This is a genomic window from Nesterenkonia maliinae, assembly GCF_051262655.1.
Classification (GTDB): Bacteria; Actinomycetota; Actinomycetes; order Actinomycetales; family Micrococcaceae; genus Nesterenkonia.
In genome coordinates, this window is sequence record NZ_JBIMEY010000002.1 from 273,280 (window position 1) to 286,447 (window position 13,168).

Annotated in this window: 13 protein-coding genes and 1 pseudogene; 4 read left to right on the forward strand and 10 right to left on the reverse strand. The window is 59.6% G+C overall.

Features of this window, described 5'->3' with window-relative positions; translation table 11 throughout:
- Positions 1-137 precede the first annotated feature (137 nt).
- Positions 138-830, reverse strand: coding sequence for a hypothetical protein (locus ACHAA4_RS05740; RefSeq protein ID WP_435773232.1), 693 nt, complete (start codon positions 828-830; stop codon positions 138-140).
- A gap of 397 nt (positions 831-1,227) precedes the next feature.
- Between ACHAA4_RS05740 and ACHAA4_RS05745 the strand changes: the two genes are divergently transcribed.
- Both ACHAA4_RS05745 and ACHAA4_RS05750 read left to right on the forward strand, forming a co-directional pair.
- Positions 1,228-1,656 (forward strand): LexA family protein, encoded by a 429-nt coding sequence (locus ACHAA4_RS05745; protein WP_435773233.1) that lies wholly within the window; start codon positions 1,228-1,230, stop codon positions 1,654-1,656.
- Complete coding sequence (locus ACHAA4_RS05750; RefSeq protein ID WP_435773234.1) at positions 1,638-2,951, forward strand: Y-family DNA polymerase; 1,314 nt, start codon at positions 1,638-1,640, stop codon at positions 2,949-2,951. Before ACHAA4_RS05745 ends, ACHAA4_RS05750 begins: the two co-directional genes overlap by 19 nt.
- 868 nt (positions 2,952-3,819) lie before the next feature.
- Here ACHAA4_RS05750 and ACHAA4_RS05755 read toward each other — a convergent pair.
- From ACHAA4_RS05755 to ACHAA4_RS05790, 8 genes and pseudogenes are all read right to left on the reverse strand, one after another.
- On the reverse strand, positions 3,820-4,674 hold the full coding sequence (locus ACHAA4_RS05755) for an IS3 family transposase (RefSeq protein WP_435773455.1): 855 nt from the start codon (positions 4,672-4,674) through the stop codon (positions 3,820-3,822).
- The gene (locus ACHAA4_RS05760; RefSeq protein WP_435773235.1) at positions 4,671-4,976 is read right to left on the reverse strand and encodes a transposase; all 306 of its coding nucleotides are present in this window, start codon (positions 4,974-4,976) and stop codon (positions 4,671-4,673) included. Before ACHAA4_RS05760 ends, ACHAA4_RS05755 begins: the two co-directional genes overlap by 4 nt.
- Positions 4,977-5,071: 95 nt before the next feature.
- Entirely contained in the window at positions 5,072-5,539 is a 468-nt protein-coding gene (locus ACHAA4_RS05765) for a M67 family metallopeptidase (protein WP_435773236.1), read from the reverse strand.
- Positions 5,512-6,777: a HesA/MoeB/ThiF family protein gene (locus ACHAA4_RS05770; RefSeq protein WP_435773237.1), complete on the reverse strand. Its 1,266-nt coding sequence runs from the start codon at positions 6,775-6,777 to the stop codon at positions 5,512-5,514. The genes ACHAA4_RS05765 and ACHAA4_RS05770 overlap by 28 nt, the downstream gene beginning before the upstream one ends.
- Positions 6,774-7,298, reverse strand: coding sequence for a hypothetical protein (locus ACHAA4_RS05775; RefSeq protein ID WP_435773238.1), 525 nt, complete (start codon positions 7,296-7,298; stop codon positions 6,774-6,776). Before ACHAA4_RS05775 ends, ACHAA4_RS05770 begins: the two co-directional genes overlap by 4 nt.
- On the reverse strand, positions 7,276-8,229 hold the full coding sequence (locus tag ACHAA4_RS05780) for an SMODS domain-containing nucleotidyltransferase (protein WP_435773239.1): 954 nt from the start codon (positions 8,227-8,229) through the stop codon (positions 7,276-7,278). The genes ACHAA4_RS05775 and ACHAA4_RS05780 overlap by 23 nt, the downstream gene beginning before the upstream one ends.
- A 186-nt stretch (positions 8,230-8,415) precedes the next feature.
- Positions 8,416-9,189 carry a DUF6602 domain-containing protein gene (locus ACHAA4_RS05785; RefSeq protein WP_435773240.1) on the reverse strand — a complete coding sequence of 258 codons (774 nt, stop codon included), beginning with the start codon at positions 9,187-9,189 and terminating at the stop codon, positions 8,416-8,418.
- Between the two features lie 77 nt (positions 9,190-9,266).
- Positions 9,267-9,692: pseudogene (locus tag ACHAA4_RS05790) on the reverse strand (IS30 family transposase); the annotation flags it as partial.
- 153 nt (positions 9,693-9,845) lie between these two features.
- On the opposite strand from ACHAA4_RS05790, the gene ACHAA4_RS05795 reads away from it, so the two are divergent.
- Positions 9,846-10,163 (forward strand): hypothetical protein, encoded by a 318-nt coding sequence (locus ACHAA4_RS05795; RefSeq protein ID WP_435773241.1) that lies wholly within the window; start codon positions 9,846-9,848, stop codon positions 10,161-10,163.
- Between the two features lie 318 nt (positions 10,164-10,481).
- Here ACHAA4_RS05795 and ACHAA4_RS05800 read toward each other — a convergent pair whose 3' ends face one another.
- Complete coding sequence (locus ACHAA4_RS05800) at positions 10,482-11,534, reverse strand: LacI family DNA-binding transcriptional regulator (RefSeq protein ID WP_435773242.1); 1,053 nt, start codon at positions 11,532-11,534, stop codon at positions 10,482-10,484.
- Between the two features lie 135 nt (positions 11,535-11,669).
- On the opposite strand from ACHAA4_RS05800, the gene ACHAA4_RS05805 reads away from it, so the two are divergent.
- Positions 11,670-13,082, forward strand: a complete 1,413-nt coding sequence (locus ACHAA4_RS05805; RefSeq protein ID WP_435773243.1) for an ABC transporter substrate-binding protein — start codon at positions 11,670-11,672, stop codon at positions 13,080-13,082.
- Positions 13,083-13,168 lie beyond the last annotated feature (86 nt).

A 13,168-nucleotide genomic window follows, 5' to 3' on the forward strand; every position in this document is an offset into this window, starting at 1 on the left:
ACTGGCGGCGTGATGTCTCAGTCAGGGAGCCGACAGGTTAACATCTCGATGACCGATCGTGCGGCAGGCCCCAGGGCCTCGAGGTGTTGGTGATTGCTGGAACGGCACCAGCACCTGCGTTGAGTACAAACCGCGGGCTAGAGAAGCGAAGCGATACGCTCATCCGCCACCGTTACGAATTCCTCGGTCTGCTCAGCGTCCGGTGTTCCGAAGACCTCAGCAACCGCGATGAGATTGATGGTGTTAGCTTGCCGCCACGCGATCATGTCCATGGTCATGTCGACCATTTCGCTCGCCACATTGAAGCGGATGGCGAGGGTGTCATCGCCGAAGGAGGGAAAAGACAGTGGAGCTGGACGAAACGTTAACGGTCCATCTTCAGACTCTTCAGTCCACTCGTTGCAGTTGCTGAGAGCCTCCGTGAACGCCTCAAGCGCTTGTTCCGCTTCATCGTCGTCAAATACCGCAACCGTGTGGCTAAGAAGAGGCCCGAAGTCACCCGCGGAGAATTCGGCGCTTGCATCATCAACGGCTTCAGCGTCTCCTATCAGCTCCACGTCACACAGGGCCGCATCGTCATCTGTGTCACTCGAAGCGTCATCTGACTCTTCTGTCCAGCCTGTGGGCATGTCCTCCAGGGTCAGCAGCGCCGACTCGACGTCGAGGTGCTCCGACTCAGGCGCGGGTTCCGGAGCGTTTTCCGTCTCACCGTCGGGAGCTTCTGAAGGGGGAGGGTCTATGGTCTGGGCGCGCTCCTCCCCGTCATCTCCACAGGCTCCCAGGACGAGCGTGAGTGACGCCAGACCAGCAATAAGTGCATTCCGACGCATGCGTTCCTCTTTCCTGTGGATGTTTATGCACACACCCTACAGTCGGGGAATGCCCCGTAGCGGGCGATCAGTACCGGAAGCGAGTTCAACAATGCCGACCTAGAAACGATGTTCTGGTTGCCAGCGAGGAGCGAAGATCGAGAGCTGCCGCAGTTGCGTGCCCGTAAAACCATCGCTCACCATGACATTCGCATCAATACGTGGCGGCCTTTTCACACCGCGCAATGTGACGTGCGTGACCTCTAAGCCGATCTTCTTGCTGGTGGCCCAGTTCGCGTGTGACCTGCGACTAGGGGAGTCCGGCGACGGGTTCAAATAGGCCAACCCATGATTCTCTTACCGTCGCGTTTCCGCCGCGTTGCTATCGAAGCTATGTTCGATAGATACTGAGGCTTCCATGCGTATCGAACAGATCCAGAGTCTCGATGAGACCGACGTAGCTCGGGGCCTCTTGCGGGCTCCTGAGTCTGTGGCTGCTGGCTATCCGTCCCCGGCCCAGGATTACGAGACAGCTCCAATCAACCTCTCTGAGTACCTCATCCGAGATCTCAACAGCACTTTCCTTGTCCGGGTCTCTGGTGACTCGATGGAAGGTGCGGGGATCAGTGACGGTGATGAACTGATCGTGGATCGTTCGCTGACCGCGGGGGACATGTCCGTGGTGGTCGCTATTCTCGACGGTGAAATGACCGTGAAGCGGCTGAGGCTCGTCCATGGGGGAGTGGTGCTCCAAGCGGAGAACCCTTCCTACCCCCCGATCGAGGTTCAGGAGCTCTCTGAACTCGAGATCTGGGGAGTCGTCATCAAGTGCATCCACAACGTGTAGCCAATTTCGCTGAGCCCGAGGGCCGTGACTTCATAGGCCTCATCGATGTCAACAGCTTCTACGTCTCGGCCGAGCGAGTCTTTGACCCGAAACTCCGGGACCGGCCCGTAGTGGTGCTCTCAAACAACGACGGTTGCTGCGTCGCGCTCAGCAAAGAAGCGAAAGCACTGGGCATCCCGCTGGGGGAGCCGTGGTTCAAGCTCGCAGCCTCGGCCGAACGGCTGAACCTGGTGGCGAAGTCCTCGAACTATGAGCTCTACGGCCAGATGTCGGATCGCTTTATTTCGGTCTTGCAGGAGTGCGCGCCGGAGGTGGCGCAGTACTCGATCGATGAGGCGTTCGTGAAGGTCCGCGGCACTCTGCCTGAGCTTCTGAGCTGGGCCAGAATGGTCAAGGACCGCCTCTGGAAGCATCTGGGTCTGCCGGTGTGCGTTGGGATCGGGCGCACGAAAGTCTTGGCCAAGTTGAGCAACCGGGCAGCGAAGAAGCTCGACCATCTAGGTGGGGTGTGTGTCTGGGAATCCGTGCCCGAGCAGCATCGCGAGCAGCTGCTCTCCAACCTCCCAGTGGATGAGGTCTGGGGGATCGCTGGCCGCATGGCGAAGCGGTTCAACGCAATGGGCATCGAGACGATCCAGCAGCTACGCAACGCGGATCCGGTGATGATTCGGGACCGGTTCAGCATCGTCATGATGCGCGTGGTCTTGGAGCTGCGTGGGGTGCCGTGTCTGCCCTTCGAGGAAGCCACAGAGATCAAGGACCAACTGATCTTCTCCCGCTCCTTCTCTGAGCCGGTGACCACTCGGGCCACGATGGAGCAGGTGCTCGGAATCTATGCCCAGCGGGCCTCGGCTCGGCTGCAGAAACATCATCGTCAGGCCAAGCTCGTGACGGTGTGGGCGATGACGAGTCACTTCAACACTGATGGCGCGCACGGGCCATCGGTGACGATCAAGTTGCCCAGCGCCACGGCGGACCCAGTGATCTTGACGCGAGCGGTGAAAGCAATTCTGCCGAAGATCCACGAGGGAGTGCGTTACGCCCGGGCTGGGGTGGTCGTGACAGATCTTCGAAAGACTGGGTTGGAACCGACCTTCGACGTGTTTGCGAACACGCACGAGGACCGCGGGATCGGGCCATTGATCGAGTCGATCCGTGCGAAGCTCGATCAACCGGCTATCGGTCTCGGTGCAGCGGGGTTGAAGACGGGTCCTGCGTGGGAGATGCGCCGAGAGATGCGGAGTCCTCGATACACAACGCATTGGGACGAGCTGCCGGTCGTTCACGCGATCTAGGGCTGTCCTCTTAAACCTCGATAGTTCGTAACCTCCCCGAACGACGGACCCGTCACCACACGGACCAATGTCTCTGGGAAGATGATTAAACAGCGCTTGCCTGTACGTTCGAGAGAGAACGCGCACATCACCGTGAGAAGGTCCAGCATGTTCGAACTGTTCAAGAAGAACCCCGTGAGGGGTCAGACGCCAGTCTATGAATGCGGGTACGCATACCCTGATCATAGCGAGCAACCCCACTACCATGTGGGCCACCCAGGTAAGAAGATCCAGTCGATGACTAAAGGCAACGGTCCTTACGACGGCGACGATCGCCACGCCAACACTGGAGTTCCACCCAACCCGCGGGGCACACCCAACCCGCCTCTCGCCCGAGTCCAATAGGGAGGCAGTTCTGCCGGAGGGAGTGAGCGGTAACCATTGCATGTGGCATCTATCCGCCGCGAGCCGGGACGCACTCGCCTGCCGAATGAGGAGTCGCTCGTCAGCGCGCAACGGCCCTGTTAGAGGATGGGGACTGGTCGCTCGCGGCATTACGGATTTACGCTGGACTCGTGAGCGAACTCAACGAACATCTCGCGCGAGCGCAGGACGTTGCCACCGTCGCGCGCGCCCTCCACACTGACGAAGCTTCAGACCCTAAGGCGTTTACCAGATCGGTTTGTTGAAGACCTTGGCGTCGATGCCCTGAATGTGCACCTTCACATGGGATTGCTCTATGGCAACCAGCGCGTCCATGTAGATCGCGAAGCGACCTCTCATGGGGGCTCCACTGCTTCTTCCCGCGCATCATCGTGCTGCCGTGCAACTCCTCCATGTACTTGATCTGGTCCGTCCTGAGTTTGATGGCGTCAGGATTTCTTGGTTCTCATACCGCGGTGATGATCCGATTGCGTTCATATTCTATGGGCGTGACCCAGCCGAGACGGCCGTGACGACGCTGGCGGTTGTGCCAGATCTCGAGGTATTCGAAGATTGCGTTGGCCAGTTCCACACGAGTGTTCCAGATGCGGGTATCTAGAAGTTCGACCTGCATCCTGGACCAGAATGCTTCGATCACGGAGTTGTCGTAGCAGTCTCCGACCGAGCCCATCGAAGGAAGCAGGCCAGCGGCCTTGGCCCGGGAGGTGAAGGCCCAGGAACCGAACTGCACCCCTTGGTCCGAGTGAATGATCGTGCCTGGCGTTGGATTCGAGCCGAGCCGGCTTTCGATGGCCATTCCCAGAGCGTTGGTGGCCAGTGCCGCAGTTGGGGAGGAATCGATTGACCAGCCCACGACCCGACGGGAGAACGTGTCTAGAACGACGCAGCAGAAGAGCTTGCCTTCACGCGTGCGATGCTCGGTGAGATCGGTGACCCACAATCGGTTCGGCTCATGGCGCGTGAACCCGCGTTGAACCAAGTCTGTGGCGATCTGATCGGGCAGGATCCGTCGCCACTTGCGCCGCCCGGTCAAACCTCTGAATCCAGCCCGGCGCATCAGGAGCTCTATCTGCTGGTACCCGACGGTGATGCCTCGCCCCATAGTGATCTCAGCGTGGACTCGTCGCACCCCGTAGCGGCCGTGAGACGCCGCGTGGACCTGGGAGATGACGCCGGCGGGCCATTCGTGGCGGATCGCTCTCTCGGACGGTGGTCGGCGGCGTTGGGCGTAGTAGCTAGACTCCGCCACTCCGAGGACCCGACAGGCAACCTGGACTGGCAGGTTTTGCGCGGCGATCAGCTCGACCGCCGCGTGTCGCCTTTTGGGCTGGCCTCGGCTTTGAGCACCTCCACCGCCTTCGTCGTGACGGCCAGCTGCAGCTCCAGCTCAACGATCCTTTTCTTTGCCGCGCGCAGTTCAGCGTTCTCCGCAGTGCTCAGCCCGGGGATCTCGCCACGGTCGATCCGGTCTTGTCGGCGCCAGGCGTAGATCGTCTGATCGCTGATCTGTAGGTCGTGGGCGATGCTCGCAACGCTGCGCCCAGCATGGAGCAGGTCCAACACTCGTCGCCGGAACTCCGCGGGGTAGCCTCTTCGTCCCATCTGTTCCTCCTGTGCTCAGGACATACAGAATCCACGAAATCTGAACTCCTCGGAACCTGGGGCAGACCAGGGTGCAGGGACGAGTCTTTTTTGCGTCACGATTCCTCCACGTGCAGTTGCGTAGCGGTTCGGTTTACGCAGGACCAAGCAGTGAGGTTCAGGCACCCGTTGCAAGTCGTGATGATGATTGAAATTACACCGGCGCGGAGCGGCCCCCTGGCTTGGTATTGAAGGTTTTGGTAAGTATCAAGATCCGTGGCACTGGGATGTTGCGGCCCGCTGGGATGAGTGTGCCATTCGCCGATCCAGATCGCTCCAGAACGTTCGAATTCAACGGCGGCCATCTGTTGCGCGTACTCGAGGTCGCGGAGGAAGAATGCTGGTGTCCGGACTGCCCCGGGACCAGCATGTCCAGCCACAGTGACATTCCACGGTTCAAGTGTGCCGAGCAAGATTCCTCCAGTCTCGAGATGCGGTGGTGTAAGCGCGATCTCTTCACGCATAGTGGCAAGGGCGGACGATATGACTTTGATAGTCATACTGGTGGGTCGCATGTTGGGCATCCTGGTTGCGGGGGTTCAGCGGGAAGCCATCGGACTTCGCCTGTCCGGGTCACGTCGTATGGGGCGGGGGCGTTTCCGGTGGGGCGAAGCCCGACGATTGCAGTTTCCCCCGCAAGACGCTGATCGGCCATACCCACCGGCTCAAGGATTGTAGCCACGGTGGCCTTAGACAGAAGTCGGCCTACAAGCTCTAAGTCGGTACCCACAGCCGTCATTGGAAGATGATCTGTACCGGTTCCATAGGGCATTTCGAGTGAGTCATCGAGTGTGAACAGGTCCGGGTGTGTACGACGGCGACACTCAAGGCAGCCATGTGAGCTTACGGGCCTGAAACGCATGATCTCGCCGAGAGCGCCATCCATGAGTACACACGCCAGTAGCACCGTCTTCTTCAGCCGACGGGCGGTATGGATTATGGTGCGACGAGGAACAACCCCGTCGGTAGCTCCGACGACGACGTCTACATCCCTGAGCGCGGAGCGAACCGCCTCGGTGTTCCAGACGACGTCGTCCTTCGTGGCGTTGATAGAGGTTGTGGGGTGGCTCTGGCGGATGGCGTCCGCCAGCGCCGGAGCCTTGTACTTGCCAACGTCGGCGCGGCCGAGTTGGTGACGGACGAGGTTGTGGAATTCTAACCTGTCCGGATCGATGAGGGTTAGTGAGCCGACACCGTGATCGGCAAGGGATGTCGCCGCCGCCGATCCGATGCTACCCACTCCGATGACGGCGACATGTGATTGACGAAGACTGTCGAGAGGCCATCGACTGCCCAACGTAGACAGACCTTCGTCGTCGCGTTCGACATCTATTTGCATCGGTGTCACCTCGTCCGACGTGACTATCCACCCAGTCCAAATGGGTGGCACATCATTGAGTTTGGAGACGATAATCGCGTAGTACTTGAGGCGAGAGCCGACTTGGAATAACACACCGGGTAGCCGATCACGCATCTCTCTAATCGGGATAGCCCCTCCGCGTCCTGCCGCGTCGCGCCAAATTCCCACGTGCTCAGCGGTGCCGACGAACCATCGCCCAGCGGGCCCTGAATCAGCGAACTGCAAAAAATGGTCTTGCACGGGAAAAGGCGTGAGATCTGCGTTGCCGGCACTGGCTGCGATGATCGCTCCACATTGGGCGGGCTCCGACCAGCGGAGAGTGAATTTGCCATACTCTCCGCTTAGATTCTCAACGAACCTGCGGACGGCTGCTGGAACAAGTAGGACTTCTTGAGTTGTCATTCGGAAGCTCCAAAGTAGGCGGCTATCGCTCCGTCGCGGGAGGTGTCGGTGACAATTCCGGTCGCAGACATCCCGGGGTAGACGCCTTCTCGGACTAGTTGATACTCCAATCGCCAGCCGGCAGCTTTCAACAGCAGATCAGTAACCGTCTCTCGTCCTGTCCAGGCACGCTGGGCCTGCAGCAGGCACAATGAACCATCACCATTGACGTGCCAACGGTGCTGCGTCCGTTCCATGAACTCAGGCTCAGGGTCAATCGGCAGAATCCTAGGCATTGCCATCGGGTAGGACGGTGGAAACGCCAACACGATGCCGAGCCCCGCCGTATCGTCTGAAAAGTCCACCGGGGCGGGACGATGGAATGGCCACAACGGCAGCCGGCCGAACCAGCCCCCTCCCGGTCCTTCCTCGCTGAACGGCTCCAGGTCCGGGAAGTGAGTAGTGATCTCGGCGACGTCTGCTTCGAGGCGATTCTCGTCGTAGAGCCACCACTTTGCGCTAACGGGCACCTTGAGGGGCATCCCTAATCGGAGGCGCGGCCACGGCGGGAACGGGGGATTTTCGTGGCGGAGTGGGAAAGTCCTCGCCGAAGACGCTCTTCCAATGCCACTGCGCCGCGATGTCATCGCCTCGACCAGATGCTTCGATGGCAAGTGTGGACTTGTCCCCCGCGTCACTGAGGGCTTGCTGCAAGGCGGACAAATCGAGATTCGGCTGAATCTCGCCGCAGAATCCAGCGGGATCCCGCACCCCGCCCAAAACGTTGTAGGAAGCAGCGACGAAGAATTGGCGCAAGGCATTCGGACGATTGGTTTGCAACGGTAGGTAATCCAATGCAAGAGCCTCCATCACAAGAGACTTCACGCTGGTACCGCAATTCTTGCGCCAGTGCTTGAGAACGCGAACCATGGAGCGGTACTCACGCCAAGTGTCCTGCTGCTCTTGAACTCTTCGGATCAAGAATTCAGGGTTAGCTGTCGTCCACCGTTGTTCTCGTTTGCTAGGAAGAAGCAGAGTTCCATCCTGGTTGCGTAGAGCGGGCATAACATCGACGGTGAATGGGTGCTCGGCGTCCGGGTTGTCGACGAAGCACTTGACCGCTCGGTTCCGCGGCTTGGCCAGACGAACCAATTCGGAGTGCGATCCACCTGGGTCCGCCAGGGTCGTTCGGACCAAATCGTGAACGGTATCGAGTGCGTCCGAGGACGAGGGCCCGTCCTGACCCCACTCCGAGTCATTATCTGGTTCAAATACGGCAATTAGGTCCACGTCGTGAATGGGAGCAAGCTGTGTGCTCCGCGCCAAAGATCCGGAATCCACGACCTCCGCTACATTTGGGGCAGACAAGAGTCCTTCCCTGAACTTCGCTCGCCGGTGGCGTGCGATCTGCACCTGCTGCGGGTTTGCGTTGACGCTTTGCTGGAAATCATCAAACACTTCGAAAATACCCATGACCCCTCCTTACTACGAGTTGAAAAGAAGTATAGGTGTGACTATGGACACATTCAGGCGCAGAGAGGTGCGTCCACGAACACTCTTCCGCGATTCGATAACCACCAAATGACGTCTGAACCTCGGGGTTCCCCTTGAATGTCGAAGCGTTGTTAGCGAGATTCTCTAGATTCCGAACGCAGCACCCTAGTTGGGAGGCTGAATGTTGCTCTCATACTCTGTCATCTCGATCGCTAGCGCTGTCCCCAGAGCGCGAAGCCGCTCGAACAGGCGCATCGCAAAATAGATGAGTTGAGTTCCTGACTCACTGTAGGTGATCTGTCCCTCATCAATATTGAACGAAAGCGCGTCTAAGGCAATGCCAATATCGATCCGGTGGTCATCATTCCGGGCGATCAGTGCCTGCACGGCGGCCTGCCCCGTTATGTCGGTCCAACCCGAGCGAACAGCTAGGAGCCCACCCAGGATGGGCTTTTCGGAAGGGTCTTGCGCGGGGTAGACCCCGCCCGCGTGTGTGATTGGAGCGCTCGTTCGATGCAGTGCCCGGACACTCGCTATCTTTTCCGCTGCGTAGTCGGCCAGGGGTTTGTTGATCTCGGGTTTTACTTCAAAGGCGGCATACATGCTCTCAACGGGTACGACAAGTGCTCCGGCAGGAGTGCTGAACCAAAGCGGTGCATATTGTCGGTCATAGACGGCGACGTCGATTTGTTGGCTCTGACGACCACGACTATCGACGGCGAACGCTGGTCCTATGCCATAGCGGCCAGGCAGGAACTCTCTGAGCATCCTCGTCCAGTTGGCCTCACTAGCATCACCGATGGTGGTGCCATGTTGCGTGAATCTGGCCGTGACTTGAAGCGCCATGCTGAGTGCTTCCTGTTTCGCAAGGAAGGCCTCCCTAAGGTCGAACGACTTCGTCAAATCGTCGTCGTATGGTGGTTCATTCGGTTCAATCAAGGTTTCTCCAGAAGTGGCGATGCTGTGCGGACTCCGGTGCAGAAGCGCGACGGTGGATTCCGGCGGTCATTGCGACAGAGGTCTTCGATCAGTTCGATCGGCTTCTGAAACCCTAGTCTTTTCCGTGGTCGATTATTGAGTTCTTGGGCTAGCCAGTCCAGTTTCGCTTCGCTGTGGATGCCGAGGTCCGTGCCCTTCGGAAAATACTGGCGCAAGAGCCGATTGGTGTTCTCGTTGATCCCACGCTGCCAAGGAGGGTGTGGATCGCAGAAGAAGATCCCAATCCCGGCATCGATCTTCACCGTCTTCCAACCCCGCATCTCGATCCATTGGTCCCAGGTCAGCGAATCACGCAACGCTTCAGGCAGAGCCTTGATCTTCGCGCTGAGCGCGTCACGCATCTGCTCCCCCCTATAACCATCTGGTAGATGGATGAGCATCGTGTAGTTGGTGCCGCGCTCCACCAAGGTCCCGATCGCGGAACCGTTGCCCTTGCCGATGATCGCCCCGGACGTTCCTGCAGACACCGCGGGACGTGACCGGCTCCTGAAGCACCACGAAGGCATGTTCTTCGGGGCCAGAGTCGTTGCTTGCTCACGGTCCGCGTCCTGCACGCAGTACTGCGGTATCCAGGGGGTGTACCTGAGGTCCTCGGAATGGCCCAACGCATCGTGGCACGCGCCGGTGGTGCTCGTGCACTGTGGCGGGCTTGGAGCGGCAAGACCCTCACCCTCAAGTCGTTCGTGGCGCATAACTTTATGGACGCCTCCGTGGTGGCGCCGGCTTGGGCCTTGATGGAGCAGGGACAGATCAGTGATGAGCCAGCAGTGTGGGAGGCCCAAGAGCGGCTCGGGGCGTTGAGCCAGCCGGAGACCGGCCGGCTCGTTCCCACCTGCACTCAGCACTCCGTCCTCGACTCCGCTGAGAACACGACACTGCTCAAACTGCTGCCCCTGCGGGTCAAAACCAACTAGCGCATCCCGTGCTCCGGAGATCAGAGTCTTGGTCGCAGCTGGCTGGTTCGCCTGCAAGCTTCGATAGAGTGAGAGGTGCGGTGGACGGCAACGATAGCGAGTGGAAAACGGTTTAGAAACCGGCTCCGGGTTCGAATGATGGAGACTGGGCCGAGTTCCGGATCTATTCCGTATACTCCGAGCCATACGGCGCGAACCATTTACAACTAAGCACAGAGCTGACCTGGAACAACGTCAGCCGAGGTCATTCCGTAGCAACCCCTGATAGAGCCTGACTCTTACTCGAGCGCGAATGGGACAGCGTGCTCCTTGTTTGAGTCAGACAGGGCTATGGGTGACTTTGGTTGGCTCTGGATTCGGTGATGCTACTGCGCGTGGAGGCGCGGTGGAATCGCGAACGACGAGTTCGGATGCGAGCTGCACGCGACGGTTCGACACTTCTTCACCCCGGGAGAGAGCCAAGACGAGGCGCGTTGCGGTGGCTGCCATGCCGGTCAGAGGCTGGTGGACGGTCGTGAGCTGCGGTGAAACCCAGCGAGCCAGGTCGACGTCGTCGAAACCTACCACCGAGAGGTCTTCCGGAATACTCAGGCCTCTGTTGCGGGCCGCGAGGTAGATCCCGTACGCCTGTTCGTCGGACCCGCTGAGGATCGCGGTCGGGCGTTCCTCCAGATCGAGTAGCTCTCCTCCGAAGGTCTCCCCTCCCGCCACGAGGGAGTCGCCAACTCGCACGAGATCAGGATTTCTGGAGATTCCGCGGCGGCCAAGCGCCGAATAATAACCGTCCAGCCGATCTGCATGGCACTCGAGGTGAAGCGGACCAGTTACGAAGCCAATTCTCTCGTGACCTAGGTCTAGCAGGTGTTGCGTGGCATCGCGGGCCCCAAGCCAGTCTGCCGCCGCCACCGTCACATAGGACTCCGTGTCGGTTCCCACGGGGTCGATCAGTACAACTGGGACCTGGAGACGCGAGAGTTCCTCGCGGGCATCTTGTTCAAGTTCTGAGACCACGACGACGATCCCGTCGGAGCCGCGGGATCGCAACCGTTCCAGCCAGTCAGGGGCGCCTGCTGGCAGTCCCTCAGTCGCAGTGACGACGAAATCTGCGCCGGCCCGTGCGGCTTCGGCTTGTGCTCCTCGCAGGAGCTGCAGTGACCACTGCGTCTCGAGCCCCACGGTCACGAAATCAATGAGCGGAGTCTCGCGGCGGGGCTTTCGACGTTCGTAACCTCGCAACTCAAGTAGGCGCTCGACCTCGACACGCGTCTTCTCTGAGATTCCGGGGCGACCATTCAGGACGCGGGAGACGGTGGGCACTGAAACGCCAGCCTCGCCTGCGATTTCCGCCAAGGTAGCAGTTCGTTCGCCCACGCGACCTCCTGGAGTCTTTGATTTTAGGTATTGACACGTTCGTGACTGTGCTCCTAGTGTAACGTGCATCACAACTTGCAGTGCAAGTTGCGTAAAGTCCAGTCTACTGGCAACTCGCAAGCAAATTGCGGCGGTGTGGCCGCGATCAACTCGCTCATTGCAGAGCGCACGGAGGAGGATTTCATGTCGCGAAACATTCATTCTTGGCAGAGAGCAGGGGTAGGTGCACTCGCTGCGGTCTCCCTCGTTGCGCTCACATCGTGCTCCAACGAGGCTTCGGGGGAGGTTGAGGGTTCCGCAACATCCGGGAACATCACCTGGTGGGGCTGGACGCCGGATAAGCCTCTCGCCGACTCGCTGATCGAAGCCTTCAACGAGGAGTATCCCGACATCGATGTCGAGTTCGTCTCAAAGCCGATCTCGGGCTACGACGCCGTTCTAAGTCCCGCGATCACCTCGAGCGACGGGCCCGACGTCTTCAACGTCGCTCCAGGGTCCGCCAACGGTGGAGTAGATACATTCCAGGCCGGCGCGATCGACCTCAGGCCCGCCGTGACGGAAGAGCTGGGTGACGATTGGGAGGACCAGCTCGCGACAGCCGGCGTCGAGGGATTGACGGTCGACGACAAGGTCGTCGGGCTGTCTGCTGGCTCCGTGTACTCGGGCAGCCTCTGGATCAACCAAGACATCTTTGACGAGTACGGGCTTGAGCCCCCGACCACGCTCGATGAATGGAAAGAAGTGTGCGAAACACTCGAAGCCGAAGGCCAGGGGTGCTTTGTGCAGGGGGCGGGGAACGGGGCGTTCGACATGGACACCTTCGAAGCCATCATGGAGAACATCGAGCCCGGGCTCTATGCGAAAGCCTCCAAGGGTGAAGCGTCCTACACGTCGCCGCAGTTCATCGAGGGGATGGAGATCTGGAAGTCGCTCTTCGACGACGGAATCATGCAGGACGGCGCCGTCGGATTGCAGCAGTACCCGGAAGCGAATAACGCATTCATGTCCGGCGACTACGCGATGGTGATGATGGGTACGTGGTACACGCAGTACACAGTGCGCGACACCATGGTCAGTGCGATGGAAGCCGCGGGTGTCTCCGATCCTGAACCTTTCACCATGGTGCCGATTGATTTCCCTGATGTCGCCGGGACGGGCAACACAGGCAACTACTTTGGGGATGCCGACTATGGGCTCGCAGTCAATGGTCAGTCCGATCAGCAGGCCGCCGCGACGACATTCGCGCTCTGGCTGGGCACGTCCGAGACGGGTCAGCAGGCGGTGGCCAACACGCTCAATGACATCCCGTCGCTGACGGGCATTCAGCCGGAATGGGAGGACATCGAACTTGTCGATCCTGAGGCTCAGCTTGAGGCTCTGCAGGACCTGACCGAGCGGGCCTCGGTATCAACCGAACCCCGTTTCGCCACGGTCGACGCTGCCCTCAACGACGCGTTCCAGGAGGTCCTCATCGGGGTAGCACGCGGACAGGAATCCGCCGAGGACGGACTCGCCACGCTGCAGGCGGTCAACGATGAGGAGCAGTGACGAGATTGTGACCGTCAAAGGACGGTCAAGCCTTCTAATCGAGTCGCTCGGATCGACCGTTGACTCATCTCTGGAAGAGGTTGGCG

Bases quoted from the DNA above. Each gene is read 5' to 3' on its own strand.
- ACHAA4_RS05770 (WP_435773237.1), bottom strand. From the start codon at position 6,777: ATGACAACTCAAGAAGTCCTACTTGTTCCAGCAGCCGTCCGCAGGTTC.
- ACHAA4_RS05760 (WP_435773235.1), bottom strand. From the start codon at position 4,976: ATGGGACGAAGAGGCTACCCCGCGGAGTTCCGGCGACGAGTGTTGGAC.
- ACHAA4_RS05775 (WP_435773238.1), bottom strand. From the start codon at position 7,298: ATGCCCCTCAAGGTGCCCGTTAGCGCAAAGTGGTGGCTCTACGACGAG.
- ACHAA4_RS05780 (WP_435773239.1), bottom strand. From the start codon at position 8,229: ATGGGTATTTTCGAAGTGTTTGATGATTTCCAGCAAAGCGTCAACGCA.
- ACHAA4_RS05795 (WP_435773241.1), top strand. From the start codon at position 9,846: ATGGCCCAACGCATCGTGGCACGCGCCGGTGGTGCTCGTGCACTGTGG.
- ACHAA4_RS05765 (WP_435773236.1), bottom strand. From the start codon at position 5,539: ATGCCCAACATGCGACCCACCAGTATGACTATCAAAGTCATATCGTCC.
- ACHAA4_RS05745 (WP_435773233.1), top strand. From the start codon at position 1,228: ATGCGTATCGAACAGATCCAGAGTCTCGATGAGACCGACGTAGCTCGG.
- ACHAA4_RS05740 (WP_435773232.1), bottom strand. From the start codon at position 830: ATGCGTCGGAATGCACTTATTGCTGGTCTGGCGTCACTCACGCTCGTC.